We start from the raw sequence: 26,357 nt of genomic DNA, 5'->3' as shown, positions 1-26,357 counted from the left end.
TATGTAATGTTATTACGTTACAAACGACATACACGTCTGTTGCTGGGGTTGGCAACCTCTTGCATGAGATTCAGGTTGGATATCGAACGCAGCTCAAAACCATCTGGGTTTACGTTGCTTCTTCCGCACACGCCAGAGAACTGCAGAAACAGCTGGACAAGCCCGGTTCCAGAGCGGGATTTCTAAACTATGTTTAATTTGTAGATGGTCGCGCCCATGCACACCTTTCCAGTGAGACGGAAGCAGATCCGTTAAACAGGACACGGAGAGCGTCATGGCCCTTGCAATGGATTGGCCGCAGGCACAAGTGCACGAAAGTTCAGCTAACACTGCAACGATACTGCCCTTTGAGACGGACGACCTAGCTCCGCAAAATCCCCCTCAGTCTCTGACGCGGTATCAGTACTTCTTCGTTCCTTCGCATCAGAATGATGAGGAAGATGTGGAATGCGTGACCAAGCCGGGAGCATTTCTGCGGCTCGGATCCTATTCGGACATCGAGGAAGAAAGCGCACAGTCGGATAACGGAGTGGCGGCGTATTACCCATCCCGTCACATTGCCAGCGAAACCGGAGATCGCGTCTACAAGCACGCAGCCGGTCCGAGGGCCGCACAAAGCTGCGGCATCACGATGGCCTGCGATGGCCGGGTCTTGATCAAGTCCGAAGAGAAGTTTTTTGTCGAAACAACCGATCTGGTGGACATCCATTGCGGCAAGGAGATTGTGATCACCGCGGATACAGGCCCAATCACCGCTGAAACCGGCGATCAATTTTCCGTCGCCGCAAACAAGAAGGTGAGTATTCGCTCTGGAGCGATACACGGCGAAGCATATGTCGCATCCGAAGAAAACACATCCGGCGACACAGGCATCGAGATCATAGCGAACGAGGGCAACTCAAACGCATTCCTGGAAGCCAAAGACATTGTCACACACGCGCACGGAGCCAAAACAACACATGTTGATGGAACGCAAACCAATGTCGTCCGGTCTGACACGTTGAACGACACATGGGGTAACGCGAAATCGATCTTTCGCGGCAGTAACATGTCCCTCTATTTCGCCGGAGGTCTCAGCTACCGTGCAAGCGCATCCCTTAATGTATCGACATCTATCGATCTGAACTTTCTGATGACCGATGTGAAATTTACTATAGGTAAGTTCGAAATGGTGAAATGGCACATCGATATGAAGGAGGTGGTTTTCAAGACCGCTTCGATCAAAACGCATTTGGCCTATTTGATGCTGGAAAGACAACGCCTTTCTGTAGAAAGCAACGAACTGAGGCTTGATACTGATGACCTCAGCGTCAAAGCAAAAAAGATCGAGACCGAGTTGGCCAATCTAAAAACTTCTATATCTACCCAAGTTCAGCTCTGACAGCGAAGCTCCCGGAAAAAACTCAGCCGGTAGGTGCCGCACGGCCGCGCCACAGAATGAACAGTCCGGAGAACACGATCACGGCACAGCCAACCAGGGTCTGAGCATCCAGATGCTCGCCGAAAAATACCACACCGAGGCCAACGCCGAACAAGAGCCGGGAATAGCGGAACGGCGTAACGATCGAAACGTCTCCGGTGCGCATGGCCAGCATCAAACTGCTGTAGGCAAAGACACCTGAGAAAACCGCAAGAGCCACATAAACGCCGCTCGGCATATCCGGCCAAACAAGCCCCTCGCCAGCCCAGATTGCATAGCACGCACCGGCAAAGATCAGCGTGATGAATCCGTAAAAGCCGAGAAGCGCTGTGCTCAGCGATTTGGGCGCTGCGCGGCTTGCAAGGTCACGGCCGGCAAACCCCAACATGCCAATGAACGCCAGCATCGACAGCGGCGTGAAACTGTCGGCGCCCGGCCGTAACACGATCAGGACACCAATCAGGCCGACAACAATCGCGGCCCAGCGGCGCCAGCCAACCCGCTCGCCAAAGAAGATCATGGCCCCAAGTACGACAAAGATCGGCGTGGCCTGCAAGATCACCGTCGTGGACGACAGGGGGGTCAGAGCCAGCGCCAGGACATAAAACAAGCGCCCGGTCAGCTCAAAGACGAAACGCACCCCCATAACCGGCGTAAAGACATCACGTGGAACCAGCGCCTCGCCGCGCTTCAGGGCCAACCCGCCAAAGACCACAGCGCCCCCGAACCCGAACAGTATCAGGATTTCACCGACCGGCAGAACCACTGAGGCGGCTTTCAGGAACATGTCCTCAACGGCAAACAATGCCATTGCGAGGATCATGTACAGACTGCCGCGCAAGTTGGCCGACATGGGTGCGGAAAGACTGTTTGCCGACACGATCTGAAACCTTTGAATCTATGAAGCAAAAAATATTGGTAAGGCCTTTCATTCTATCGGCTTTTTCAAGGACAAGCCAGACTTGCTGATCCGCGAGCCTGCGGCATAATTTCCAGCTCAAACATTGTCCCTAGTGACAATATCTTGTTTGACTTCAATGACTTTTGGAACAATCTTTCGCAAAAGTCATAACGAGTTGACTCAATCTGCCAACCACCTCAACCAGGTTATCGTCTCATGAGTGCCGTCTCGCGCCTGTCCGTCAATGTCAACGCTGTTGCCATGCTGCGTAACCGCCGTGATCTGCCTTGGCCCAGTGTCACCGGTTTGGCGGCCATTGCGATGGAGGCTGGAGCAAAAGGCATCACCGTGCACCCGCGCCCGGACGAGCGCCATATCCGCAAGACCGATGTCTTCGATCTCGCCGAACTGATCGAAGAGCGGCTTCCGAACAAGGAGTTGTGCCTGGAAGGGTATCCATCACCTGATTTCATGAAGCTTGTGGAGGAAGCCCGGCCGGAACAAGTGCTGTTCGTACCGGACGACCCTGACCAGACCACCTCGGACCATGGTTGGGACTTTTCAAAGGACATCGGTCTCCTGGAAACTGCTATTGCTGCATCCAAGGAATGGGCAGTAACAGTGTCCCTCTTCTGCAATCCAGATCCGGCAGATCCGGATCATGCTGCCCGCATCGGCGCAGAACGGATTGAGATCTATACCGGTCCCTATGGCGCCTGTTATGACAGTCCGGACCTCGCCGCCAAGGAACTGGACAAGATTGCAGCAACCGCTGAAGCAGCCCAGGCTGCCGGTCTTGGTGTCAACGCGGGACACGATCTGACAGTCGAGAATATCCCGGCTCTATTGCAGCGGGCACCGTTCATCCGCGAGATGTCGATCGGTCACGGGTTTACCGCAGACGCCCTCGTCTACGGCTTTGCGGAGAGCGTCAGACGATTCCGCACGGCCATGGGCGAGCTTTGATGTCTTCGGATGATTTGGGGCGGCAAGTTGCATTCCTGCTGGAAACCGACAAGCTGAAAGATGTCATCCGGCTCAACCTGGTGTCGGATGGCAGCCGGCGCGAAACGACCGCTGAGCATTGCTGGCACGTCATTCTGCAGACCTTGACCCTTGCAGAACACGCGGAACCAGGGACCAACATTCATCATGTCCTGAAGCTATTGGCGGTTCATGATCTGGTTGAGATTGACGCTGGCGATCACTGGGTCACGGAAGACAATAACCAGGCCATCGCCATTCAGGAACAGGCCGCCGCAGAAAAGATCTTCGCCTTGCTGCCAAACCAGCAGTCGGACGACTTCAAAGCGCTGTGGCACGAGTTTGAAGCAGGCGAGACCAAAGAAGCCCGTTTTGCCAATGCGATGGATGTGCTGCATCCGATGCTGCTTGTCTTCGCATCAGAGCAGGACACACCGGTTCATGAGCCGATGTCGGTTGACGACATCCGGAAGAAAAAGGAAGCCAAACTCGCTCGCTTTCCTGCCCTTTGGGCTTATGCCCAGTCCCTTCTCGACCGCGCCGTTCAGGCAGGTCACCTGACACCTTGAACCCGTTCGCGTTTGGGCCCTGTCCCGATTAAAGAAAGAGATTTCAGATGCCATTTGAACTGTGGCTTATGTTCGTTGCCGTTTCTCTTTTGCCGGCAATCAGCCCCGGCCCGGCCGTTATGCTGGCGATCTCCAACACCCTGCGTTTTGGCCGCAACGCCACGCTCGCTTCAGCGACCGGGAACATGATGGGCCTGATCGTGATCGGCTACGCGGTCGCCTTCGGTTTTGGCGCGCTGATGGCAGCCTCTGCCGTTGCCTTCACAGTTCTGAAAATCATAGGCGCGATCTATCTGGTTTACATCGGCATCAAGATCCTGCGAGACGGGTCCAGCTTTCAGGTTCAGGACGGCGCTCTCACGCCGCGCAAAAGCCCGATGAAGCTCTTTCTTGAGGCGTTTTTTGTCTCCGTCACTAACCCCAAAGCAATATTGGTGATCACCGCGCTGTTCCCTCAGTTCATGTCCAAGGGCGGCATCAATTTCCTCGAAATCACCATTTTGTCGGTCACCTATGCGGTTCTGTGTTTTGCCAATCACGCGGCCATTGCCTTCGCCGGAGGTCACATGCGCCAGTTCCTGACATCTGCCAAGCGGGTGCGTTGGGTCCGGCGGATCACCGGCGGCTTGTTTGTTGGGTTCGGAGCAGCACTAGCAACGGCCAGCAGATAGGGCCGTTGGCAGCGGCATCCCTCACCTGTCGTCAACTGCATAGAGGCACTGCGCTGGCTTCAAGGCGTTTCTGTGTGTGCGGTCTGTTTCAGCCAATTGACCACCACGCCCGCCGTTTCTGCATTCTTGGATCTACTGGAAAGAACGGCGTGATAGGCATCCGGCGGCCGGTAGGCTGGAAGGCTTGTCGGCACCAAAAGGCCCTTGGCCACCTGATCCCCGGTGATCGACCGCCAGCCGAGCATGATACCGTGACCGGAGAGCGCGGCCTGTGTCGCCTGGACATAGTTTGAAAACCTCAATCCCTTCGCAGATCCATTGGCCTTCTGACCCGTCCGCGAGAAATATTGCGGCCAGGAAATCCAGCGCTTGTCGGCCACCTCGACATGGATCAGAAAGGCGGACGCCAGGCTGCCTGCCTCTTCGCTGATCCGTGCTGCAAGTCCCGGCGCGCAAACGGGTTCCACATGTTCTTCAAAGAGGAGATGCACGGCTCCGTCACGCCAGTTGCCATCACCATAACGCATGGCAATGTCCGTGCCTGCGCCGAGAGACGGCACTTCATGCGCGATCGTCTGAACATTTACGACAATATCCGGATGATCGAGGTAAAAAGCTTCCAGCCTCGGCATCAGCCAATAGGTGGCAAACCCCATGGTGCAGGCAATCGTGACCGTATTGGCTGCGGTTTCCAGTGCGTCAATATCGCTCAGCGCTTCCATCAACCGTTCCCGGTTGTCCGTAACGGCCTTGAGAAGGATCTCGCCAGCCGCCGTCAATCTGGCCGGGCGGGTGCTGCGGTCAAACAATGACGTGCCGATGTGATGCTCAAGATGGCGCAGCGCCTGACTGACGGCAGGCAGCGAGACATTGAGCTCCTGCGCAGCATGTTTGACGCCGCCCATTCGATCAACGGTTTCAAACACACGGAGAAGACGGGGTGGAGGCAATCGATCCATTCGGCTTCAAGTTAATCCGTAAGTTAACTCAAGTTCGTTTTTTATGATCTTTTCAAATCAGTTCTGCAAGCGCAATTTCAATCCAAGAATCTGGATTGAAAAGGAAGTTTCGACCCAGCGACATGCAACCTCCAACGCAACGTGCGATTAAGTTACAGGAAAATCACATGCTCGGGACGGGTGAAGAAGGCGTGCTCTTGCGCGAAAAGGGACTGGACGTACCGTTACCGGACGGACGCCTCGCTTATTTCAACTACTATTGGCTGAAGGACAATGAACCGGCGTCTTTCGATCCCGAAACGCGGGAACGGGTCAACGATATCTTCGCGCTTGCCGAAGAGCCGAAAGCGCAATCTGCGGCCATTGCAGGTGAACACCTTGAGATCCAGTGGCAGGGCACAGAGCACCGCTCGGCGATCCCGATGGCGCAGCTTGTGCAATATGCCAAGGCCCAACAGCGCCCGGATCCGGCCAATCTGCCAAGAAAATCCTGGTTTGCCGATCACTATGCAAATATGGCCCGGTTTGATTACGGCTCAGTCGCATCTGACGCGGATGCGCGAAAGAATTGGGCTGGCGCGATGCTGACCGATGGCGTTTCGCTGATCACCGGCATGCCGAATACCGATGAGGGGCTGACTGATCTCGCCGGCCTGCTCGGATATGTGCGGCCCAGCTACTTCGGCCATACGTTCGAGGTGAAAACCCACATCAAACCGACAAATCTTGCCTTCACGTCCAAGGCCCTGCCGCTGCACACGGATCTGCCGTCCGAAGAATTCGCACCAGGCATCCAGTATCTGCACTGCCGGGCGAATTCGGTTGAGGGGGGTGACAGCATTTTTGTCGACGGTCTGGCGGTTGCCGAGGATTTCCGGACCGCCTGTCCGGAAGATTTCAAGCTGCTGGTGGAAACCGATATTCCCTATTACTGCGAGCACGACACATTCGACATGCGCGCCCGCCAGCATGTGATTGAGCTCGACGACTACGGAAACATCTCAGGTGTCACGATCAGCCAGCACCACGAAGACATATTCGACCTGCCGCAAGAGGCGCTAGATGCCTACTATCCGGCCTTTTGCCGGTTTGGACGGATGATGCGCGACGAAAAATACGTGATGCGGTTCCGTTTGAATGCCGGTGAATGTATCGTCTTTGACAATCACCGGATCGTTCACGGGCGTGTTGCTTACTCGGCGACCAGCGGTGAGCGTCATTTGCGGGGGTGCTACACCGACCGGGGAGAGCTGCGGTCTATCTACAGGATCCTATCCGGAGAAGGACGGTTTAAATGAGCGTCGTGACACCGCTGACCCCAAGCGCTGACCAGCACTCGGAACAAAGACTGCGGGAAGACCTGGCGGCGGCCTTCCGGCTGGCGGTAGAATTTGGCTGGCACGAAGGGGTCGGCAACCACTTCAGCGCCGCAGTCTCCGAAGACGGGACGAAGTTCCTGATGAACCGCAAATGGCGGCACTTTTCCGAAGTGACAGCCAGCAATCTCCAGCTTCTGAATGCCAATGACGACAGCATCATGGACACGCCGGACGCACCGGACCCGAGCGCCTGGTGCATACACGGGACTGTGCACCGGCTCAACCCGGCGGTGAAGGTGCTGTTTCATGTCCATCCACCCAACGCGACAGCGCTGGCAACGCTTCAAGATCCGACTTTGAAGCCGATCGATCTCAACACGGCCCGCTTTTTCGGCAAGGTTGCTGTCGATCTCGGTTTTGGCGGCATGGCGGATGAGGCTGAAGAAGGACGGCGGATTGCCGAGACGCTCGGCACCAAACCGATCCTTATCATGGGCAATCATGGTGTTTCTGTCGCTGCCGAAACGGTCGCGGAGGCCTTTGATCATCTCTATTACTTCGAGCGGGCAGCCGGAACCTTGCTGACAGCATATGCCACTGGCCAGCCGCTCGCGGTGATGTCGGACAATCTGGCCGCCAAGACGGCAGCCGAGTGGGAGCCCTACAAGGGCATGGGACATGCCCATTTTGACTATTTGAAGCGCCAGCTCGATAAAAATCGACCGGACTACCGCGATTAAAATCAAGCCTTTAGCAGGTCGGATCCGTGAAATCCGGCCTGTAGTAGTCGCCTAGTACCCGCTGCATCGCTTTGCAGGCTAGCCTTTGTCCATCCGCAATTCTTCAACGGGAGGACGAAGCATGAGCGCACAGAAGATCCTGATGATCACCGGTGATTTCACCGAAGACTATGAAACCATGGTGCCGTTCCAGGCGCTTTTGGCGATGGGCTATGCGGTGGACGCCGTCTGCCCGGGCAAGAAAGCTGGTGAGAGTGTCGCCACCTGCATCCATGATTTTGAGGGCGACCAAACCTACACGGAAAAACGCGGCCACAATTTCACGCTGAACGCGACTTTCGCCGATATCAATCCGGCCGACTACGACGCTCTTGTGATCCCGGGCGGCCGGGCACCGGAATATCTGCGGCTGGACGGTGCAGTCCTTGAGGCCGTGTCTCATTTCATGAGCGAAGCCAAGCCGGTCGCCGCGATTTGTCATGGTGCCCAGATCCTTACAGCGGCGAAGGTCATCGAGGGCCGCACAGTATCGGCCTACCCGGCCTGCCGCCCGGAAGTTGAGCTTGCTGGCGCGACTTATGCAGACATTGCCGTTGATGCGGCGGTCACTGACGGCAATCTCGTCACCGCGCCCGCGTGGCCGGCACATCCGGCGTGGCTTGCCCAATTCCACAAGGTGTTGAGCAGCGCACAGCAAGGCTCACTCGCAGCCTAATGATGTAAACAACCGGTCCGGGCACCAACGAGCACCGCCCGGGCCGGTATCATGGTCGAGCGGACCAAACAGTGGCGAAGGGCTCTTGAATTGACCTTCTGAGCGGGTACTTTGAAGTGATGGAGGAAACACCACGATGTGCAAACTGTTTATCGATGCCGATGTAAATCTTTGGCAGAGCACCACAAAGTCGCTGCGCATCGACGGCATGGTCACATCCGTGCGGTTGGAAACTTTCTTCTGGAATGTGCTTGATGAAATCGCAGCCCGCGACGGTATGAACGTTGTGCAGTTGATCACCAGGCTGCATCACGAAAGCATTGATGCCGGTCATGATCTTGGCAATTTCACCTCTTTCCTCAGGGTTTGCTGCGGCCGCTACCTGGCGCTGCAGCTCGCCGGAGACGTGCCCACAGACACACGCGTTCCGATTGCAGGCCTTGACGCCGATGGCATTCTGGAGGCAGAGGAACGCCGGGTTCATTAAGGTCCAAGCGCAGTTTCGATTCAGGCAGTTGTCGTAATGCGTGACCGCTTGAAGGCTTGGACCACAGGATTTTAGGTCTGCGGCCATGGAACCGAAGACCCAAACCTACCAAAGCGAGCCACTTGCGTGTGTAGTATTCTGTTACTACCCGCAGCCCCTAATCCCCTGATAGGACAATGCATTCATTGTTGACGTTAGGTCTCCCACCGATTCTTTCCGGTGATGACGCCTGGCGGCAATTCAAGAACCTTGCCGATCCTGTCTTCGTTTCTTTACCCACCAAACAAGAAGTTGGCAGGTTTCCGGTTCCCTGCCCGGGGCAATTATTTCGAACCCGGGCAGGGTTTTCTTGGTCTGCAGTTGTCTGGGGGGACACATGTGCAAGTTGTTTGTCGAGGCGGCAACTGAGCTTTGGCAATGCCGTGCCCGGTCGCTCCGGATCGATGGAATGGTGACATCAGTTCGCCTTGAAAACTTCTTTTGGAAAGTTCTGGAGGAGCTGGCCGAGCGCGATGGCATGAACGTTGTGCAACTGATCACCCGGCTTCACAACGAGAGCATTGCAGCGGGCCACGATCTAGGCAATTTCACCTCTTTCCTGAGGGTCTGCTGCGGCCGGTATCTCGCCTTGCAGCTCTCCGGCGATGTCCCGACAGACAAGTCTCAGCCAATTGGCAGTCTGAACGTGGATGAAATTCTGAAATCCGAGGCCCGTCAGGTGCCGGATTGGAACTGACAGGTTAACGACCAGCCTCATCAGCCCCGACAAGTCCTGCCACATGATCAGCGATCGCAAGTGCGGATGTGAGACCCGGCGATTCAATCCCGTAGAGCGCAACAAGACCGGCTTGACCGTGCGCGGCAGGTCCATCAATCCTGAAATCCGCAGCCGGCTCACCCGGCCCTACGATTTTGGGGCGGATGCCGGAATAGTCCGGCACGAGTGCACCGTCGGCCAAATCCGGCCAGTAACTTCGGATCGCGGCATAGAATTTATCCCCACGGGCCGGGTCAACCGGGTAGTGGAAGTCGTCAACCCACTCCACATCCGGGCCGAAGCGCGCCTGGTGCTGAAGATCCAGCGTCAGATGAACGCCAAGGCCGCCGGGTTCCGGCACCGGGTAAATCAGCTTCGAAAACGGCGCCCTGCCCTGCAGCTTGAAATAACTGCCCTTGGCGAGATAGGCCTTGGGCGGCTTCGTCCCCTCTATCCCGGCAGCCAGCGCCGGGGCCATATGACCGGCAGACAGGATCAGCTCCTTGCAGGTGATCGCATAGGCTTCGCCGTCTTCGGTCGACACGTGAACTGCGAAACCGCCTGCCTGCAATAGCTCGATGCGATCAACCTTGGTGTTGAGAACCACCTGGCCACCATGGGCTTCCAGACCGCCCTGCAGCGCCAGCATGAACCCGTGGCTGTCCAGAATACCTGTCGACGGGGACCAAAGGGCTCCGGCGGCATCCAGTGCCGGTTCCTTTTGGCGGAGTGCATCCTTGGAGACAAACTCGAGATCGATCACACCATTTGCGGCCGCCTTGGCCTTGATGGTGTCCAGTTCCTCAAGTTGCCGATCATTGGTGGCGACGATCAGCTTGCCGATTTGCTCGTGGCCAACCCCGTTTTCCCGGCAAAACGCGTAAAGCTGCTTCTTGCCTTGTACGCAGAGCCGTGCCTTCAGGCTGCCTTGCGGATAGTAGATCCCGGCATGAATGACCTCCGAATTGCGGGCACTGGTTTCCGAGCCGATGAGATCATGCTGCTCCAACACCATCACCTCGCGCCCGGACAGGGCCAAGGCGCGCGCGCAGGCAAGCCCCACGGCCCCGGCACCAATCACGATGGTTTCGATGTCATGCATGGATTGTTTCATTCCTCAGCGACTGTCATCAACTCATTTCTTTGACGAGCGCTGACCGCGAAAGGTAAGAGCCCACCACCCCCTCCGCAGTCATCCCGCACTTGATGCGGGATCCATTCCGTGAGCGTTCCATTCGATCAGTCCCGCGTGGGGCGAGCAAACGGAATGGATCCTCGGATCAAGCCCGAGGATGACGGAGCGAGAGGAGAAACCGTGCCAAACCTTACCAGGCTGTCATTCCGAAAAAGTCAACAGGCTTGATCCGGGATCGCTTCCGTTCGCCCGGGATGACACAGTATTCGTTTAGCTGCCGTCCCGGGCGGGACCCGGGACCTGCATTTATTCGACGTGGCCCCGGATCAAGTCCGGGGCAGCACGTTTTGTTGGGGCTGGTTACCCCCACCACTTCTCCGGCTCGAAAGAGCCAGCGGCGTCTTCGATGACCTGACCGGCCTGGAAGAGCGTCGACTCATCGAAGGGTTTGCCGATCAGCTGCAGGCCCAGCGGCAGGCCTTCAGACGAGAGGCCCGCCGGAACGGAGATGCCCGGAAGACCGGCCATGTTCACGGTCACGGTGAAAATGTCGTTGAGGTACATTTTCACCGGGTCTGAGTGGAGGTCCTGATCCGCCACACCAAAGGCAGCTGAAGGGGTTGCCGGGGTCAGGATGGCGTCAACGCCGTTTTGCCACGCCAGATCAAAGTCGCGCTTGATCAGCGTGCGGACCTTCTGGGCTTTCAGGTAGTAGGCATCGTAGTAACCGGCGGACAACACATAGGTGCCGATCAGGATGCGGCGCTTGACTTCGTCGCCAAAGCCTTCGGCGCGGGTGTTTTCGTACATTTCGACGATGTCCTTGCCCGGAACGCGCAGGCCGTAGCGAACGCCGTCATAACGGGCGAGGTTCGAAGAGGCTTCCGCAGGCGCAACGATGTAATAGGCCGGAAGGGCGTATTTTGTGTGCGGCATGGCAATGTCGACGATTTCCGCGCCCGCATCCTTCAGCCACGCAATGCCCTTCTGCCAGAGCTCATCGATTTCACCCGGCATGCCGTCCAGCCGGTACTCGGCCGGAATGCCGATTTTCAGGCCCTTGACCGATTTGCCAATCGCCGCTTCGTAGTCCGGAACCTCGATGTCGACGGACGTGGTGTCTTTCGGGTCGACGGAGGCCATGGATTTCAGAAGGATCGCACTGTCGCGCACCGTGTGGGCGATCGGACCAGCCTGGTCGAGTGAGGAAGCGAAGGCAACAACGCCCCAGCGCGAACAGCGGCCGTAGGTCGGCTTGATGCCAACGGTACCTGTAAAGGCTGCCGGCTGGCGGATGGAGCCGCCGGTGTCCGTGGCCGTTGCGCCCATGCACATGCGCGCAGCAACGGCGGCAGCCGAGCCCCCGGATGAGCCGCCCGGAACGAGATCCTGGTTGGAGCCGTTCTTACGCCATGGGTTGATGACGTCGCCGTAGTAGGAGGTCTCGTTCGACGAGCCCATGGCGAATTCGTCCATGTTCAGCTTGCCGAGCATGACCGCCCCATCGGCCCACAGATTGGCCGTCACGGTGGACTCATAGGCCGGCTTGAACCCGTCCAGAATGTGGGAACACGCCTGCGTGTGAACGCCTTCGGTCCCGAACAGGTCCTTGATACCGAGCGGAATACCTTCCAGCGCACCGCCCTCGCCCTTGGCGAGCTTGTCGTCAGAGGCTTTGGCCATCGCGCGGGCTTTGTCTGCGGTAACAGCAACATAGGCGTTCAGCGCGCCGTTGGCCTGTTCGATGTTGCCGAGAAACGCCTCGGTGAGTTCGGTGGACGTGTAGTCCTTGTTCTTCAAGCCTTCGCGGGCTTCGGCAATGCTAAGTTTCGTAAGGTCTGTCATGGGTCCAGGTCTTTCAGGCTGCCGTCAGGCGCCGGGAATAGAAAAGGGATTCAGGATGTTCGGGATAGTCCAGGATCGGGCCGCACACTTTGAAGCCGCTGGTCTCGTAAAGGCGCTTGGCCGCGTCATAATTGACACCGGTTTCCAATACGGCCTCGGAGAAGCCTTCCTCGATGGCGAGCGCCAGGATCCGGTCCAGCAGTTTGCGTCCAAGGCCGAGGCCCTGAAAAGCGGCACGTGTGTACATGCGTTTGACTTCGGCAATGCCGCCACCGTGGCGGTAGAGCGATCCGCAGGCCGCCACTTTGCCATCGACGCGGGCGACAAAGACAGTGGTCCGCGCATCGGCCATCTGTTCGACGGTCAGATGGTGGCAAGCGTCTTCCGATGTCAGGCTCAACAACAACGCATTCAATTCACCGACCATCGCACGCATCTCATCACTGAGCGGCGTTTCAACGGCGATTGAAATGGCTGGCGCGGACGACATCCCGGTTACTCCTGCTTATTCGACGACTTTCGGCACCATGAAGAAGTTGTCTTCAGAGGCCGGCGCGTTCTTGGTGATGTCGGCAGCCTTGTTGCCGTCGGTTACACCGTCTGCGCGCTTTTTCATGGTTGTTTCGACCACGGAGGTCATCGGCTCAACGCCGTCAATGTTCACTTCGTCGAGCTGTTCGACAAAACCGAGGATGGCATTCAGTTCGCCGGTCATGCGGGTGGCTTCGTTTTCGCTCACCTTGATGCGGGCAAGACGCGCAACGCGCTTTACCGTTGCAGTATCTACGGACATGTTTTTTCCTTTGACCGTTGGAAATCTGATTTGGAGTTTGATTACCGCCCCAAGCGATCATTTTCCAATGAATGTCCTTGCTGAACGCATCAAGACATGAAATACGGTCCTAATGGGGACCGAATTATGACTGATGGGTCAACACGCCGGGGGCGGAAAGACGACCCCAGCCTGACAGGCCGGCTGCAATCCGCGATGGTGAGAGCTCTGGCCCATCACGGGTACGAGCCGGTTCGTTTGGACAATCTTGCGAATGCCGCGGGCACCAGCAAACAGGCAATCTATCGCCGATGGTCCGGTAAACAGGATTTTGCGCTTGCCGCGCTTCAAACTGCTCTGTTTCAGATCCCTGCTCCCGGACCGGAACGCACAAACACAGCACAGGACCTCTACCGCCTGATCTTCGGGTACCGGACAGCCTTGAACAGCGATCTTGGCAAGGCGCTGCTGCACGTGCGGACCGTTCCGATTTTCGGTACGCTGTTTACAGAATTTGAGGACGAGATCCGGTTTCACATCCGCCAGTGTTTGATCGCGACACCGTTTGAGCAGGACCTTCAGGCGAAAACCGCGCTAATCCTGGGACTCATTTGGCAAGACCTGTTTGATCTGCATTTCGGGCGCGGCGGGCTGGATGACACTAGATTGGAAAGCGCGATCTATTTGCTTTTGGGGCTGACTGCACCCCGATCCTCTGCGGAACAGTCGCCGCTCCCCGGATTGTGAGCTACGTCTGCGTGCCAAGGCGTTCACGGATTCTGGCGGTGTGCTTTCGTCTCTGTGAACAAGGGTGATTGGTGTTTGGCAGCGGTCATGGCCATTCTCCAGACACCGGGCGCGAACATGTGCCTCAACTCAAAAACCTTCCGGAGTTCTCGATGCCGCTTTACACCTCGAAATCCGTGCTTCTTGGCCTCACAGCTCTTTTTTCCGTCACCGGCTTTGCCGTGTCCGCTGACGAAATCACCACCTTTACCAAGAACGGCGCCGCTATCGGCGGCACCGATCCGGTTGCCTACTTCACCCAAGGCAAGCCGGTCGCCGGGTCTGACGACTACACGTTCCAATATGACGATGTGACCTGGAAGTTTTCGTCTGCTGAAAACCGGGACAAGTTCGCCGCCGACCCGGTGAAATACGCACCGCAATACGGCGGTTTCTGCGCCTTCGGCCTGAGCAAGGGCTTCAAGGTTCCGGTCATCCCGGAGGCCTGGAAGATTGTTGATGGCAAGCTCTACCTCAACAACAGCATCGCCGTGCAAGAGCGGTTTGAGGGCAACACCGCAGAATATATCAATCACGCTGACCTGAACTGGGACATCGTGAAAGACACGAAGCCGGAAGACCTGAAAGAACCGATCATCCGGTAACTTCAACTGCCATTCTCAGGATCGAGCCCGCCAAATCGGCGGGCTTTTTCTTGATACACCTGACACGCTGTTTCCTGTCACGAAACAATGACGGCTTTCAAAACCCGTCGGGCAGTGTTAAATGCTGAGTATTGAAGTCAGCATTTAAAGGTTCCCCATGGCCGCCCTGCCGAAACGCAAACCCCGTTTTCTGACCGTCAAGTCGGCCGTGCATTTAAGCCCGCACATGATCCGTGTGACCTTTGCCGGACCCGAACTAGAAGGATTTCCGCTTCATCAGGAAGGGGCGAATTGCAAGCTGGTGCTGCCGCGGGAAGATGAAAGCCGGGACGACTTCGAAGCCTACTTCGCCCCCGGCGGACCAGATGAGAAAGTCCACCCAGTCAGGACGTATACCGTGCGGGCCTATCGGCCGGACAGTCTGGAGCTCGACATCGATTTTGTTGCCCATGGGGACAACGGACCGGCAACCCGCTGGGCGCAATCCGCCAAACCCGGATCCTTCCTCGGCTTTTTCGGGCCAAGCCAGAAGAAGATCAAGGAATTCTACGCTGACTGGTATCTGGTGGCCGCGGACCTCTCTGCCATGCCGGTTGCCGAAGCTATTCTGGAGCAGATGCCACAGAATGCAAAAGGTGTCGCGCTCTTCGAAGTTCCATCCAAAGACGATATCCGGGAGATTGCGGTCCCAAGCAACATCGAAGTCCATTGGCTGATTCATGAGGATCCGCATGTGGCATCCACGTCTCAGCTCGACTTCATAACGTCGATGGCGTGGCCGGACGGCGTCGTGCAAACCTGCATTGCCGGGGAAAGTTCGGTCATCCGGGCGATCCGCGATCATCTGAACAATACCCGGCAGGTGCCGCGAAAAGACACCTACATCTCGGGCTATTGGAAAATCGGTCTTGTCGAAGACGAGCATCAGAAAATGAAACGGGCGGAAGCCGCCTGATAAGGCAACCAAACCGCGATAGACCTGATCTCTGCCGCCCCAGCGAAAGCTGGGGCCCAGTAAACCCCAGACCTCAAGAATTGAGTTCTGCACTTGCCCAACTAACTGCGTCCTTGGCTACTGCATCCCGGCCTGCGCCGGGACGGCGGGATTAGGGGGCAACTTCAAACGACCGCATCAAGTTGGTCATTTGTTTCAATAATGCTGGCCACTCTTGTGGGTGGATTTGAAACGAAGAGTCATTCTCTGAAAAGCCCGCAGGGTTCGAATACGATATTTCAAAACGAAGTTTCCGCCCTTCTATAGAGGCTGCTCTTACGATGTAACGCTCTGTTTCATCTGGAAAAATGCTTATCGAGGCCAGCACGTGAGCCCCTTCGTGAGTCCAACCTTTTGAGTAAATTTTTAAGTATTTATCAGCTCTATCTACCTGATTTGCGTATCGCCAAAACAAACCATCGTATGCGATTTCTTTGATTTGAAATGAAGGAGTAGAAATTTTTGGCGGCAGCTCATTTGAAACACGCACTCCCAGATAATTTAATCTTCTAATGTATTTGTATTTTTCTTTTTCACTGTTCAAAATAGTTGTTTTTTTTGGATTTAATGTTATATTCTTGTATTCGACTGCTTTTTCATCTTTGCCTTGGCAATAATTCCACCAGCCTCGTTCCAGCGCATTACCTTGCAAATCCTCATAGCTAAAACGGGTCGGACAATCTGCACCGTCGCTCAACCGCTGAGAAATCGACGGCCGCCACTCCACCGGTATGTGATACTCGCGTTCGTCTAGTTTTATGCGAACAACATCCGTTGGCTCGCAGCTGTTGAGTGGCGAGTGATCGGAAATCTTCAGCCAGAAATAACCAACGACCGCCACGCAAATAATCAGAAAAGCCGCAAGGTGTTTCATGAAAGTGGAGAGCATTTTTGCCCCAAGGCTCACAAGTTTTGAAATTCCATCTTGCTGCGGGAAATTCATATATAAGTTGCAATTTCGACCACTATGACGACCCGTGAGTTAAAGACCCATGAAACCCCGGGCGCGACGTGAAAGGAGTATCCATTGAAGTCTGGTTGCCGTCCCAGTGAAGGCTGGGGCCCAGTAAACCCCAGACCTCAAGATTTGAGGTCTGCACTTGCCCATCTAACTGCGTCCTTGGGCTACTGGGTCCCGGCCTGCGCCGGGACGGCGTGAAAGGTTCACAGTTCACGAGAACTATCCCCACCAAATCCGCCTCCCGCGTCTCGCCAGCGCCGCATTTGTTGCTATATTGTTCTCCAAAGCGCTTTTAACCGGACCGATAAACCATGACCGACCCGGACGGGTATGACGATCCCTTTGACGATCCTTTTCAACCCGTCGGGACGCGGGCGGAAGCTCCCCCTGTTGCACCACCACCTGGCGGCGGCATTGCAGCGCGGGCCATGGCGGCCCGCCGGGCGCCCGACTATCTGACTGGTCTCAATCCCGAACAGCGCCTTGCCGTGGAAACGACCGAGGGGCCCGTCTTGGTTCTGGCGGGTGCCGGCACCGGCAAGACACGGGTTTTGACCACCCGGATCGCGCATATTCTGGCGTCCGGCCTGGCACGTCCACATGAAATTCTGGCCGTGACCTTCACCAACAAGGCCGCCCGCGAAATGAAGGAGCGCATTGCGGGGTTTGTCGGTGGCAATGTGGAGGGCATGGCCTGGCTCGGCACATTCCACTCCATCTGCGTCAAAATCCTTCGAAAACATGCCGAACTGGTGGGTTTGAAATCCGGCTTTTCCATTCTCGACACGGACGATCAGATCCGTCTGATCAAACAGATCATTCAGGCCGAAGGGCTCGACGATAAGCGCTGGACCGCCCGCGCCTTTGCCAACATGCTCGACGGCTGGAAGAACCGGGCCCTGACACCGGACCAGGTGCCGGAAGGCGAAGCACGCGCCTTCGCGAACGGCAAGGGCCGCAAGCTCTATCAGGAATACCAGGAGCGCCTGTCGATCCTGAACGCCGCCGATTTTGGCGATCTCTTGCTCCACGTCATCACGCTGTTCAAGACCCGCCCGGATGTGCTTGCCGATTATCAGCGCCGCTTCCGCTACATGCTGGTGGACGAGTATCAGGACACCAATATTGCCCAGTATTTGTGGCTGCGCCTCCTGGCCCAGGGCAATCCGAATGTCTGCTGTGTTGGCGATGACGATCAGTCAATCTATGGCTGGCGCGGGGCGGAGGTCGACAACATCCTGCGCTTCGAGCACGACTTCAAGGGCGCGGAGGTGATCCGTCTGGAGCGCAATTACCGCTCGACCAGTCACATTCTCGCCGCGGCCTCTCATCTCATCTCCTTCAACGAAGGCCGCCTCGGCAAGACGCTTTTCACTGACTTTCACGAGCCGGATCATGACCTTGTGTCCGTTGCCTCCGTCTGGGATTCAGAAGAAGAAGCCCGCACCATCGGCGACGAAATCGAGGCGCTGCAAACCAAGGGCCATGCGCTCAACGAGATGGCCGTTCTGGTCCGCGCCTCCTTCCAGATGCGCGAGTTCGAAGATCGTTTTGTCACGCTCGGGCTGAACTACCGTGTCATTGGCGGTCCGCGCTTTTATGAGCGCATGGAAATCCGCGATGCCATGGCGTATTTCCGCTGTGTCATGCAGCCGGCGGACGATCTGGCGTTTGAACGGATCGTCAACACGCCGAAACGCGGCCTTGGGGATGCCACCTTGAAGCTGGTGCATGAACTGGCACGGGCCGAACGCATCCCATTGATGCAAGCGGCCAGCCAGCTGATCGATTCCGAAGAGCTGAAACCCAAGCCCCGCAATTCGCTGAAAACCGTGCTCGACAATTTCGAGCGCTGGCGGCGCCAGCTCGACAGCATGAAGCACACGGATCTCGCCGAGATCATTCTGGATGAAAGCGGCTACACGGAAATGTGGCGGCAGGACCGTTCAGCCGAAGCCCCGGGCCGTCTGGACAACCTGAAAGAACTCATCCGCTCCATGGAAGAGTTTGAATCCATGGCCGGGTTCCTGGAACACATCTCCCTCGTCATGGACCGTGACAGCGCAGATGCACAGGACGCCGTCTCGATCATGACGCTGCACTCCGCAAAGGGCCTGGAGTTTGACACGGTTTTCCTGCCCGGCTGGGAGGAAGGGCTGTTCCCGCATCAGCGGGCGCTGGATGAGAGCGGCCGCGCGGGATTGGAAGAGGAACGCCGCCTCGCCTATGTCGGCATCACCCGCGCCAAGAAACGGGCGAAGCTCTACTTTGCCTCCAACCGGCGCATTCACGGCCAATGGCAGTCGAGCATTCCATCAAGGTTCCTTGATGAACTGCCGACTGAACACGTTGAAATCGGGGAAGCCTCGTCAAACTACGGCGGGTATGGCGGTGGCGGCTATGGTCCGTCGCGCTTCGACCGTCAGGATGCCTTCGAAACTGGAAGCTATTCGACGCCCGGTTGGCAACGCGCTCAACGCGCGCGCCAATCCTCGAACGGGTTTTCGGACGGCGGCGGACGTGGCTACCAATCCGCCCGGCAAAAACGCCAGGGTCCGCTCACCATTGAAGGGGAACTGGTTGCCAAGTCCGTCAGCGATACACCCTCGGAATATTCTGTCGGCGAACGGGTGTTCCACATCAAGTTCGGCTATGGCGCGATCAAGTCGATCGAAGGCAACAAGCTGACCATCGATTTTGAAAAGGCCGGTCAGAAAAAAGTCATCGACAGCTTCGTCGAGCGGCACTGATTTTAAGATATTGATATTTATATCAATATCTGGCTGAAGAAAGCGAAATTTACCTAAGGTTAAGCATAAAACCGCTAGTGTGACCGGACAGTTAGACTGATCCGCAATTTGTTTCTGCGTCGCGGATACGGCAGGAGCACAACATGCGTTTCGGGAACAACAACTCGCCGTTCAATCGCAAGAGTCTCAATGCAGCCACGCTGGTGTTTACCGCAACTGCGGCCACCTTTCTGGTCCCTGCTTCAGCGACCGCAAATTGCGACCAATTTGGCAGTTCCGCTGTGCGGGGCTCGGGAAGCATCACGCTGGACGCGAGCAGTTTCTCACCGTCGAGCGTGATCTGTTTGGAGAGCCGGACCGACGTTTTGGTGTCTTCCGGTACAATCCCAGCCGATGGATCTTACGACGCCTACACAGGTTTCTTTTTCGACCTCAAACGCGCTGGCAGCTACAACGCGTTTATTTTTCTTGGCACGTCAATTGCCGGAAGCGCGTCACCAAACACCCCATTTTTGCGTTTCCGGCCGAGGCCGACGACCGATGATCTTGGTGCGACAAACATCAATCTCATCGATGTCTCTATCGGCGCAAACCGGTCGATCGACCTGACAGAGCAGAGCGGCGACACGCAGTTTCAGAACGTTTATGTCGCCAGCCGCGCCGCCAACAACGCGATCACCTACGAGTCCTTTTCCGTTCTCAATCCAAGTCTGTTTTCCGTTGGCCGCTACAATATTTCAGGGCAGGACTTTGATTCCCCAACAAAGCTCACGCTGAAAGACAGCTCGATTTCAAATGCCCAATTAACAGGTGTCGTAGACGGGTCTGAGCTGATTTTGGACAACACCACAATCGATACAAAGGTCTTCCGTTTGGACGGAACACTTTCCGGCAATGGTACGGTTAGCGGGGCGTCAGGTGCCAGTGATGCGTTTTTCATCACAGCAACGGGTTCCACCCTTAGCCCCGGCAACTCCATCGGGACGCTTTCGATCAATGGCGATCTGTCTTTGCAAGGCGCGACAAGTCTTGTCTCTGAACTGGACCCGACAGCCAGTCAAAACGCCGACCTGCTGGACGTTTCCGGCGATATGACCGGTGCGGACAACCTGACCGCGACACTGGAAAAGGACAGCGGGTATTCAGGGTCGGGCGCCACCGAAATCAGTGATTTCATCAACTCCACCTTTGTCATTGCGCGCGCCGGATCGATTGACAGTGACAGTGTTACCCTGGTCGAAGGCAATTCGTTGAATGCACACCTGAGTGCAAGTCTCGCAGGACCGCCGACACAGACTTCACAGGTTGAGGTCAAGTTCTCTGACAACTCGGCAACACCAACCTTCCTGCCAACCAAGGTGAAGACCATCCAGTCGACCGGCGGTGGCAAGCAAGTGATCCCGCCGCCGGTGACCACGACCACGACAACACCAACGGCGACAGTTACAACCACCACCACGACGACACCAACAGTCACAACAACGACGACAACCACCACGACGACCAACACGACCACGCCCACAACGACGACGACCACATCAACAGTCCCGACGCAAACCACCACACCGCCCGTTACGACACCATGGGTTGCCTTGGTGACGGCCGTATCCGCGACGCACAATGAAACACCGGTCAATGAAGTGTCCGGCGGTAGCGGTGGCGGCAACCAATTCCTCGCCGGCGGCAACACGGTGAGTGACGGCTATTTATCCCTGACCAACGGCGACCTGATCACCTTCAACGAAGTTCACGCTGAGCCCTATTCCTCCAACCTGACCGTCGGCCTGGAACATCTCGATCACATTGCTACTTCGGTGATGAACCGGATTTCCGGCAGTCACGACGTTCTCGACAAGGCCAATCAGGTTCGCGATGCGCAAGGACGGGCCATCTGGCTGGATGCGTCCGGACTGAAAGGAAACGTGGACGGTAAAGACGGTCTTGGAAGTTTCAATTATTCAATTGCAAGCGTGATTGGCGGTGCTGATCTGCTCGCAAGTGATCAGGGAAGCGTTGGGGCGTTTGCAGGCTACGGCTATCAACAAATGGACGAGCATGACACGGTCGATCAGTCCTTCTCGGCGCAGTCCGGCTTTGCCGGATTGTATGGAACACTCTACCGCGACAGCTGGCGGCTGGCGGCCTCCGGAGGTTATTCTTACAGCGCCAACAAAGGCGAGCGGAACAACCCAAATGTCGGTTTGTTCACCGGTGGGCGCGCGGAATCCGATTTTGATTCCCATGCCGCCTTTGTCGCAACAAAAGCAGGCTATGAACTGCCGCTAACACCCCAGTTCAAAGTGACACCGTTTGCTGCAGCTTCCTACGCGCACATTTGGCAAGGCGAAGCTCGGGAAACCGGAGGCGGTGACTTCAACTACACCGTCCATGCTGCGACTGCGGACGCCGTTTTGACCGGTCTTGGATTCGACTGGGCAGCGGACGTTTGGACAACGGACAGCGGGACAGCGAAGCTGGTCGGATTTGCCCGCTACGATCATGACTGGAGTGCGTCGGCAGATTCAGCCCACGATATCACTGTCACGTCCGACTTGTTCGGGACCTTCAATCAAACGGGCCAAAACCGCGGCGCCCATTCCGTAACAGCCGGATTGGGCTTTGTCGGCTCCGTCGGCAGCGCGGGTGCATGGCGATTGGGTGTTGCAGGTGCACTCAATGAACACGGTGAAGAAATCGGCGCGGGTGCACACTTTTCCTGGCGGTTTTAGAAGAAGGCACTTTGCGGGCCTCTGGCCGCAACCGGGTTCCGGCGCTCACCTTTAGAGATCAATTCCTTTTTCCTCTTGCTCCCTGATCAGCAGGAAGCGTTCGGGTATGAAGGGATGCAGGGCGACCGCCTCCCGCAAGGCCTGCTGGCCGAGCCGGACCCTGCCCTGCTCCATCAGGATCCTGCCCTTGCCGGAAAGCGCCCCGAAATGCCGGGGTTCAAGCTCCAGCACCCGTTCGATATCTTCAAGTGAGCGGTCGGGTTTGCCCTGGAGGTAATGGATGAATGCCCGCTGGTTCCACGCCTCGGCATAATCGGGCGCCGTTTCCAAGGCACTGTTTAACTCCATAAGTGCCCCTTCATATTCGGCAACGCGCCGTTTGCTCATTGCTGAGCGAACCTTTGCCTCCAGATCTGCGGACGGGGCAGCCGCAATCCAGCTTTCCCAGATTTCCGCTTCGACAATCCGGGCCTCCATCTCGCTCTTCGAGGAAAGCAATGCATCGAACAGCCGCTGGTCAGGCAGATCACCCGCCTGTACCGGCCTCGCTGTGCCAAAAAAGACAAGACAAAGCAGCAATGCGGCTGTCGGCAAGATGCGCCGGGACTGAAGAATTGCGCTTGCCTGCATGGTGGATCTCCCTTGGTACCGTCGGGCGCTTTAGTAAAAACCTATGGCAGGCGGACTGTTTCGCCAGATCCAGCGAGTTTTATCGTGAAAACAAAAAAGAGACTGGCAGGGGTTTTTCGCTCCGGCTATACCGCTGAGCCAAGCCACCAAGCCAACAGACACCTCAACCGAAGGCGTGCCTTTCATGAAAACCATCCGGGTCAAGATCACGGCGGAAGAACTCGAAGCCAAACGGATCTCCGAAATCCTGGAGCGGGCCTTTGAAGACGAGGGCAATCCAGTCACGATCTACGAAGATTCAAAAGACGGGAAAATCTGGTCTGCCGAGATCCTGCTTTTTGGCATGGAACCGGACGAAGCAGCCGCACTGGTACGCGACCGGGTCGGCGCCGATGCATTCGCCGCACCGCTGGAAGCCGAAGAACTGCCGGATATCAACTGGGTGGAGAAAAGCCTGGAAGGTCTGAAGCCGGTCCGCGCCGGGCGCTTTCTCGTCCACGGCAGTCACGACCGCGACAAGGTGCCGGGAGGCGCGATTGGCCTTGAAATCGAGGCTGCGCTTGCCTTTGGAACCGGCCACCACGGAACCACCGCCGGATGCCTGGAGGAAATCGACCGGCTGTTGTCCATGCGCGAGTACAACAGCATTCTGGATCTCGGAACGGGCACGGGTGTTTTGGCAATTGCCGCAGCTTTGAAAGCCCGCCAGCAGGTGTTGGCGACCGACATTGATCCGATTGCAACGCAGACTGCTCTGGAAAACGCGCGGCTCAACGGTGCCCGTCATCTCGTGACCGGTTTCACCGCCAATGGCGTGGAAGACCGGCGCTTCAACCTCTATGGCCCGTTCGATCTGGTTATCGCCAATATTCTGGCCCGGCCCTTGATGAAGATGTCGAAATCCATCTGCGCGCGGATGACACCAACGGCAACGCTGGTCCTGTCCGGTCTGCGGATCGAGGATGGACCGCGGATCCTGTTTGCTTATGGATGTCAGGGATTTGTCCTGGACCGCCGCCGGGAAAAGGACGGATGGCTCACGCTCACGCTGGTCCGCGGCCGTAAACACGCATAAAGCCCGAAATTTCCCAAGTAGAACGCGAGGATCCGACAGTCATCTGATCGGCGTCGGCCGCTCACAAACTTCCCCACTGGGCTTTCCCGGACGCAGCAAGGCGGAGATCCGGGATCGGGCCGGCTGACAAGTTGTATTTGAAGCAAGGCACCGGCTCAAGGCCGGCGCGGCACAACGGCAGTCCACGTATGGTTTTCAAAACGAAAAGACCCCGCCGGTTGAGCCGGCGGGGTCTTCTATCGTGCACAGTTGCCTTTTCAGCGACTTAGAATGCGCTGGTCGCAGAACCTTCGCGTTCCAGCTGCTCACGATCATAACCGTGGGCAGAAAGGGTCGCGTCGTCCAGTGACAGGAGGTAGCCGTTGACATAGCGGCGGGCCTGTACGGAGCGGGCTTCGATCATCCGGTCAAAAGCACGGCGCATGAAGCTGCCGGAAGCGCGGGTGGATGTGGTCGTTGCGATGGTCATAGTCTTTAATCCCATTCGAAGTTGAAGAGCTTCCCTAGGGAGAAACGTCTTTATCTGTTTGTTGGTAGTGAATATGAGCGTGCGGTGGTGGTTTAGGTAGGGGGCGATCTGCATGCCAGCCCTGCGCATTTCGCATATGCGAAATAATTTGTGCATTGCACATTTTCGAAATGAAAATTCCCGTACTCAATCTTTTCAAGAAATAATTATCCGACTTGATTGCGTCATGGACCCCTTTTAGTTTTGCCGCCATGTTTCAGAATTTTGACGATCTCAGCGATCCTTCCTGCGGGGCGCCGCATGCAGCGCTTCTCAGAGCCGAACTCAAGCGTCTGGGCCTTGATGGTTTCTTGATTCCCCGTGCCGATGCGCACCAGGGGGAATATGTCCCGCCGCATGACTGCCGTTTGCAGTGGTTGACGGGCTTCACCGGATCCGCCGGTATGGCGGCAGTTTTGGGCGAAGAAGCTGCCGTTTTCGTCGATGGCCGCTACACCATCCAGGTGCGCGAACAGGTCGACATGGACGTATTTCCAGCCCAGCATCTGATCACGGAACCCGTGACGGAGTGGCTCGCCGCACGCCTCAAGCCGGGCCAAAAACTTGGCATCGACGCCATGCTGCATACCGTGCGGGAAGTCCGCCGGTTGCGGGAGATCTGTAAAGAGGCTGGGGCTGAACTGATCACCTTGGAAGCCAACCCGGTTGATGCGGTTTGGGTGGATCGCCCGGAGCCGCCGGTCGGTCAGGTTATGCTTTATCCGACAGAACTTGCAGGCCGTGGGTCGGAAGACAAGATCGCCGAGATCCAGAAAGCCATTCAGGACAAGAAGGCCGATGCCTGTGTCCTGACACAGCCGGATTCCATTGCCTGGCTGTTCAACATCCGCGGTTCGGATGTCACGCACACACCGCTGCCCCTGTCATTTGCAACCGTTCCGGCAGAGGGCAAACCCTCGCTTTACATCGATGGCCGGAAGCTCTCCAACTCCGTGCGCGATGCCCTCGCCGATTTGACCGAGATTTCCGAGCCGGCCGATTTTCAAGGCGGCTTGAAAACACTCGGCACGGACGGGAAGAAGGTCATCATCGACCCGTCTCTTGCCGGCATCGGTATTGCAGAAGCCATTACGGATGCAGGTGGCACGCTTGTTGAGGCCTCTGATCCTGTTCTCCTACCGAAAGCGGTCAAAAACGAGATCGAGCTGAACGGCGCCCGGAAAGCGCATGTCCGCGATGCGGCTGCCTACATCGCCTTCCTCTGCTGGTTCGATGAAGAAGTCGCCAAGGGTGAGCTGGATGAGATCGGGGCCGCCGAAAAACTGGAAGAGTTCCGCGCGGCAACGGGTGAACTGAAGGACATCTCTTTCGACACGATTTCCGGGGCCGGACCGAACGGGGCGATCTGCCACTACCGGGTCAGCCGCACCAGCAATCTGAAGATCCCGCAAGACAAGCCATTCCTGATTGATTCCGGCGCTCAATATATTGACGGCACCACCGACATTACCCGGACGCTCGCCGTTGGCACAGTGAGCGAGGAGATGAAAAAGCACTATACGCTGGTGCTGAAGGGCCACATCGCCATCTCGACCGCGAAGTTTCCGGAAGGCACCACCGGTGCCCAGCTGGATACCCTTGCGCGCATTGATCTTTGGAAAGCCGGCCTCGATTTCGATCACGGCACCGGCCATGGCGTCGGCACGTACCTCGGTGTCCACGAAGGTCCGCAGCGCATCGCCAAGACCGGCCATGTGCCGCTGAAGCCGGGCATGATCCTGTCCAACGAGCCAGGCTACTATCCCGCCGGTGAATACGGCATTCGCCTGGAGAACCTCGAAATCGTCACCGCACCGAAGGATATTCCGGGCGGCGAGCGGCCGATGCTCGGGTTTGAGACGATCACACTGGTCCCGTTTGACCGGCGGTTGATTGTTACCGGAATGCTGACGAGCGACGAGCGTTCGTGGCTCAACCGGTACCATCAGCGGGTCCGGTCCGAAATCGGGCCAATGCTGGCCGCCAAAGACCGGATCTGGCTGGAACAGGCGACCGAAGAGGTCTGAGCAAAATCCTTCCATCAC

General features: G+C 56.9%; 25 protein-coding genes. 16 read left to right on the top strand and 9 right to left on the bottom strand.

The features are described 5' to 3' along the window. The first annotated feature begins 274 nt into the window (after positions 1–274). Positions 275–1,381: a hypothetical protein gene (locus ACQY4Z_RS19485; protein WP_428524049.1), complete on the top strand. Its 1,107-nt coding sequence runs from the start codon at positions 275–277 to the stop codon at positions 1,379–1,381. Between the two features lie 22 nt (positions 1,382–1,403). Here the strand turns inward: ACQY4Z_RS19485 and ACQY4Z_RS19480 are convergent, their stop codons facing one another. Further along, positions 1,404–2,300 (bottom strand): DMT family transporter, encoded by an 897-nt coding sequence (locus tag ACQY4Z_RS19480; protein ID WP_428524047.1) that lies wholly within the window; start codon positions 2,298–2,300, stop codon positions 1,404–1,406. Positions 2,301–2,537: 237 nt separating this feature from the next. Here ACQY4Z_RS19480 and ACQY4Z_RS19475 point away from each other — a divergent pair, with 237 nt between their 5' ends. From ACQY4Z_RS19475 to ACQY4Z_RS19465, 3 genes are read left to right on the top strand one after another with little or no spacing between them, the layout of a single operon-like run. Beyond that, a complete protein-coding gene (locus tag ACQY4Z_RS19475; RefSeq protein WP_428524045.1) occupies positions 2,538–3,287 on the top strand; it encodes a pyridoxine 5'-phosphate synthase in 750 nt (249 codons plus the stop codon). Further along, the gene (locus ACQY4Z_RS19470; protein ID WP_428524043.1) at positions 3,287–3,874 is read left to right on the top strand and encodes an HD domain-containing protein; all 588 of its coding nucleotides are present in this window, start codon (positions 3,287–3,289) and stop codon (positions 3,872–3,874) included. The genes ACQY4Z_RS19475 and ACQY4Z_RS19470 overlap by 1 nt, the downstream gene beginning before the upstream one ends. 47 nt (positions 3,875–3,921) lie before the next feature. Further along, positions 3,922–4,545, top strand: coding sequence for a LysE family translocator (locus tag ACQY4Z_RS19465; protein WP_428524041.1), 624 nt, complete (start codon positions 3,922–3,924; stop codon positions 4,543–4,545). Between the two features lie 59 nt (positions 4,546–4,604). Here the strand turns inward: ACQY4Z_RS19465 and ACQY4Z_RS19460 are convergent, their stop codons facing one another. Then, complete coding sequence (locus ACQY4Z_RS19460) at positions 4,605–5,504, bottom strand: LysR substrate-binding domain-containing protein (RefSeq protein ID WP_428524039.1); 900 nt, start codon at positions 5,502–5,504, stop codon at positions 4,605–4,607. 167 nt (positions 5,505–5,671) lie between these two features. Here ACQY4Z_RS19460 and ACQY4Z_RS19455 point away from each other — a divergent pair, with 167 nt between their 5' ends. The 5 genes from ACQY4Z_RS19455 to ACQY4Z_RS19435 all read left to right on the top strand — a co-directional run bounded on the left by ACQY4Z_RS19455 (position 5,672) and on the right by ACQY4Z_RS19435 (position 9,501). Next, positions 5,672–6,802: a TauD/TfdA family dioxygenase gene (locus tag ACQY4Z_RS19455; RefSeq protein WP_428524037.1), complete on the top strand. Its 1,131-nt coding sequence runs from the start codon at positions 5,672–5,674 to the stop codon at positions 6,800–6,802. Then, positions 6,799–7,563 carry a class II aldolase/adducin family protein gene (locus ACQY4Z_RS19450; RefSeq protein WP_428524035.1) on the top strand — a complete coding sequence of 255 codons (765 nt, stop codon included), beginning with the start codon at positions 6,799–6,801 and terminating at the stop codon, positions 7,561–7,563. The genes ACQY4Z_RS19455 and ACQY4Z_RS19450 overlap by 4 nt, the downstream gene beginning before the upstream one ends. A gap of 121 nt (positions 7,564–7,684) precedes the next feature. Then, positions 7,685–8,278: a DJ-1/PfpI family protein gene (locus ACQY4Z_RS19445; protein ID WP_428524033.1), complete on the top strand. Its 594-nt coding sequence runs from the start codon at positions 7,685–7,687 to the stop codon at positions 8,276–8,278. 136 nt (positions 8,279–8,414) lie between these two features. Continuing rightward, positions 8,415–8,765, top strand: a complete 351-nt coding sequence (locus tag ACQY4Z_RS19440; RefSeq protein ID WP_428524031.1) for a ribbon-helix-helix domain-containing protein — start codon at positions 8,415–8,417, stop codon at positions 8,763–8,765. 376 nt (positions 8,766–9,141) lie between these two features. Further along, positions 9,142–9,501 carry a ribbon-helix-helix domain-containing protein gene (locus ACQY4Z_RS19435; RefSeq protein WP_428524029.1) on the top strand — a complete coding sequence of 120 codons (360 nt, stop codon included), beginning with the start codon at positions 9,142–9,144 and terminating at the stop codon, positions 9,499–9,501. A 4-nt stretch (positions 9,502–9,505) separates the two neighbouring features. Here ACQY4Z_RS19435 and ACQY4Z_RS19430 read toward each other — a convergent pair whose 3' ends face one another. From ACQY4Z_RS19430 to gatC, 4 genes are all read right to left on the bottom strand, one after another. Further along, on the bottom strand, positions 9,506–10,624 hold the full coding sequence (locus ACQY4Z_RS19430; RefSeq protein WP_428524027.1) for an NAD(P)/FAD-dependent oxidoreductase: 1,119 nt from the start codon (positions 10,622–10,624) through the stop codon (positions 9,506–9,508). A 393-nt stretch (positions 10,625–11,017) separates the two neighbouring features. Further along, entirely contained in the window at positions 11,018–12,502 is a 1,485-nt protein-coding gene (gene gatA / locus ACQY4Z_RS19425) for an Asp-tRNA(Asn)/Glu-tRNA(Gln) amidotransferase subunit GatA (protein WP_428524025.1), read from the bottom strand. A 13-nt stretch (positions 12,503–12,515) separates the two neighbouring features. Then, positions 12,516–12,992 (bottom strand): GNAT family N-acetyltransferase, encoded by a 477-nt coding sequence (locus tag ACQY4Z_RS19420; RefSeq protein WP_428524023.1) that lies wholly within the window; start codon positions 12,990–12,992, stop codon positions 12,516–12,518. A gap of 15 nt (positions 12,993–13,007) precedes the next feature. Further along, complete coding sequence (gatC, locus tag ACQY4Z_RS19415; RefSeq protein WP_428524021.1) at positions 13,008–13,295, bottom strand: Asp-tRNA(Asn)/Glu-tRNA(Gln) amidotransferase subunit GatC; 288 nt, start codon at positions 13,293–13,295, stop codon at positions 13,008–13,010. A gap of 126 nt (positions 13,296–13,421) precedes the next feature. Here gatC and ACQY4Z_RS19410 point away from each other — a divergent pair, with 126 nt between their 5' ends. The 3 genes from ACQY4Z_RS19410 (at position 13,422) to ACQY4Z_RS19400 (ending at position 15,620) form a co-directional block, all read left to right on the top strand. Continuing rightward, positions 13,422–14,021 carry a TetR/AcrR family transcriptional regulator gene (locus ACQY4Z_RS19410; protein WP_428524019.1) on the top strand — a complete coding sequence of 200 codons (600 nt, stop codon included), beginning with the start codon at positions 13,422–13,424 and terminating at the stop codon, positions 14,019–14,021. A gap of 152 nt (positions 14,022–14,173) precedes the next feature. Then, positions 14,174–14,665: a YHS domain-containing (seleno)protein gene (locus ACQY4Z_RS19405; protein WP_428524017.1), complete on the top strand. Its 492-nt coding sequence runs from the start codon at positions 14,174–14,176 to the stop codon at positions 14,663–14,665. A gap of 157 nt (positions 14,666–14,822) precedes the next feature. Next, on the top strand, positions 14,823–15,620 hold the full coding sequence (locus ACQY4Z_RS19400; RefSeq protein WP_428524015.1) for a siderophore-interacting protein: 798 nt from the start codon (positions 14,823–14,825) through the stop codon (positions 15,618–15,620). Positions 15,621–15,771: 151 nt separating this feature from the next. On the opposite strand, the gene ACQY4Z_RS19395 is transcribed toward ACQY4Z_RS19400, so the two are convergent. Then, complete coding sequence (locus tag ACQY4Z_RS19395; protein ID WP_428524013.1) at positions 15,772–16,602, bottom strand: hypothetical protein; 831 nt, start codon at positions 16,600–16,602, stop codon at positions 15,772–15,774. Positions 16,603–16,931: 329 nt separating this feature from the next. Between ACQY4Z_RS19395 and ACQY4Z_RS19390 the strand changes: the two genes are divergently transcribed. After that, the gene (locus ACQY4Z_RS19390; protein ID WP_428524011.1) at positions 16,932–19,370 is read left to right on the top strand and encodes an ATP-dependent helicase; all 2,439 of its coding nucleotides are present in this window, start codon (positions 16,932–16,934) and stop codon (positions 19,368–19,370) included. A gap of 143 nt (positions 19,371–19,513) precedes the next feature. Further along, on the top strand, positions 19,514–22,099 hold the full coding sequence (locus ACQY4Z_RS19385; RefSeq protein WP_428524009.1) for an autotransporter outer membrane beta-barrel domain-containing protein: 2,586 nt from the start codon (positions 19,514–19,516) through the stop codon (positions 22,097–22,099). A gap of 51 nt (positions 22,100–22,150) precedes the next feature. Here ACQY4Z_RS19385 and ACQY4Z_RS19380 read toward each other — a convergent pair whose 3' ends face one another. Next, positions 22,151–22,729 carry a tetratricopeptide repeat protein gene (locus tag ACQY4Z_RS19380; RefSeq protein WP_428524007.1) on the bottom strand — a complete coding sequence of 193 codons (579 nt, stop codon included), beginning with the start codon at positions 22,727–22,729 and terminating at the stop codon, positions 22,151–22,153. 184 nt (positions 22,730–22,913) lie between these two features. Here ACQY4Z_RS19380 and ACQY4Z_RS19375 point away from each other — a divergent pair, with 184 nt between their 5' ends. Then, positions 22,914–23,804: a 50S ribosomal protein L11 methyltransferase gene (locus tag ACQY4Z_RS19375; RefSeq protein WP_428524005.1), complete on the top strand. Its 891-nt coding sequence runs from the start codon at positions 22,914–22,916 to the stop codon at positions 23,802–23,804. A gap of 265 nt (positions 23,805–24,069) precedes the next feature. On the opposite strand, the gene ACQY4Z_RS19370 is transcribed toward ACQY4Z_RS19375, so the two are convergent. Further along, complete coding sequence (locus ACQY4Z_RS19370) at positions 24,070–24,273, bottom strand: hypothetical protein (RefSeq protein ID WP_409692921.1); 204 nt, start codon at positions 24,271–24,273, stop codon at positions 24,070–24,072. Between the two features lie 251 nt (positions 24,274–24,524). Here ACQY4Z_RS19370 and ACQY4Z_RS19365 point away from each other — a divergent pair, with 251 nt between their 5' ends. After that, complete coding sequence (locus tag ACQY4Z_RS19365; RefSeq protein ID WP_428524003.1) at positions 24,525–26,339, top strand: aminopeptidase P family protein; 1,815 nt, start codon at positions 24,525–24,527, stop codon at positions 26,337–26,339. The last annotated feature ends 18 nt before the right edge of the window (positions 26,340–26,357 follow it).

The organism is Roseibium sp. (genome assembly GCF_965276855.1).
Lineage (GTDB): Bacteria > Pseudomonadota > Alphaproteobacteria > Rhizobiales > Stappiaceae > Roseibium.
This window is presented reverse-complemented; position numbering and strand designations above follow the sequence as displayed.

Coding starts and splice junctions, on each gene's coding strand:
- ACQY4Z_RS19485 (WP_428524049.1), top strand. CDS start 275: ATGGCCCTTGCAATGGATTGGCCGCAGGCACAAGTGCACGAAAGTTCA.
- ACQY4Z_RS19475 (WP_428524045.1), top strand. CDS start 2,538: ATGAGTGCCGTCTCGCGCCTGTCCGTCAATGTCAACGCTGTTGCCATG.
- ACQY4Z_RS19470 (WP_428524043.1), top strand. CDS start 3,287: ATGTCTTCGGATGATTTGGGGCGGCAAGTTGCATTCCTGCTGGAAACC.
- ACQY4Z_RS19465 (WP_428524041.1), top strand. CDS start 3,922: ATGCCATTTGAACTGTGGCTTATGTTCGTTGCCGTTTCTCTTTTGCCG.
- ACQY4Z_RS19460 (WP_428524039.1), bottom strand. CDS start 5,504: ATGGATCGATTGCCTCCACCCCGTCTTCTCCGTGTGTTTGAAACCGTT.
- ACQY4Z_RS19455 (WP_428524037.1), top strand. CDS start 5,672: ATGCTCGGGACGGGTGAAGAAGGCGTGCTCTTGCGCGAAAAGGGACTG.
- ACQY4Z_RS19450 (WP_428524035.1), top strand. CDS start 6,799: ATGAGCGTCGTGACACCGCTGACCCCAAGCGCTGACCAGCACTCGGAA.
- ACQY4Z_RS19445 (WP_428524033.1), top strand. CDS start 7,685: ATGAGCGCACAGAAGATCCTGATGATCACCGGTGATTTCACCGAAGAC.
- ACQY4Z_RS19440 (WP_428524031.1), top strand. CDS start 8,415: ATGTGCAAACTGTTTATCGATGCCGATGTAAATCTTTGGCAGAGCACC.
- ACQY4Z_RS19435 (WP_428524029.1), top strand. CDS start 9,142: ATGTGCAAGTTGTTTGTCGAGGCGGCAACTGAGCTTTGGCAATGCCGT.
- ACQY4Z_RS19430 (WP_428524027.1), bottom strand. CDS start 10,624: ATGCATGACATCGAAACCATCGTGATTGGTGCCGGGGCCGTGGGGCTT.
- gatA (WP_428524025.1), bottom strand. CDS start 12,502: ATGACAGACCTTACGAAACTTAGCATTGCCGAAGCCCGCGAAGGCTTG.
- ACQY4Z_RS19420 (WP_428524023.1), bottom strand. CDS start 12,992: ATGTCGTCCGCGCCAGCCATTTCAATCGCCGTTGAAACGCCGCTCAGT.
- gatC (WP_428524021.1), bottom strand. CDS start 13,295: ATGTCCGTAGATACTGCAACGGTAAAGCGCGTTGCGCGTCTTGCCCGC.
- ACQY4Z_RS19410 (WP_428524019.1), top strand. CDS start 13,422: ATGACTGATGGGTCAACACGCCGGGGGCGGAAAGACGACCCCAGCCTG.
- ACQY4Z_RS19405 (WP_428524017.1), top strand. CDS start 14,174: ATGCCGCTTTACACCTCGAAATCCGTGCTTCTTGGCCTCACAGCTCTT.
- ACQY4Z_RS19400 (WP_428524015.1), top strand. CDS start 14,823: ATGGCCGCCCTGCCGAAACGCAAACCCCGTTTTCTGACCGTCAAGTCG.
- ACQY4Z_RS19395 (WP_428524013.1), bottom strand. CDS start 16,602: ATGAATTTCCCGCAGCAAGATGGAATTTCAAAACTTGTGAGCCTTGGG.
- ACQY4Z_RS19390 (WP_428524011.1), top strand. CDS start 16,932: ATGACCGACCCGGACGGGTATGACGATCCCTTTGACGATCCTTTTCAA.
- ACQY4Z_RS19385 (WP_428524009.1), top strand. CDS start 19,514: ATGCGTTTCGGGAACAACAACTCGCCGTTCAATCGCAAGAGTCTCAAT.
- ACQY4Z_RS19380 (WP_428524007.1), bottom strand. CDS start 22,729: ATGCAGGCAAGCGCAATTCTTCAGTCCCGGCGCATCTTGCCGACAGCC.
- ACQY4Z_RS19375 (WP_428524005.1), top strand. CDS start 22,914: ATGAAAACCATCCGGGTCAAGATCACGGCGGAAGAACTCGAAGCCAAA.
- ACQY4Z_RS19370 (WP_409692921.1), bottom strand. CDS start 24,273: ATGACCATCGCAACGACCACATCCACCCGCGCTTCCGGCAGCTTCATG.
- ACQY4Z_RS19365 (WP_428524003.1), top strand. CDS start 24,525: ATGTTTCAGAATTTTGACGATCTCAGCGATCCTTCCTGCGGGGCGCCG.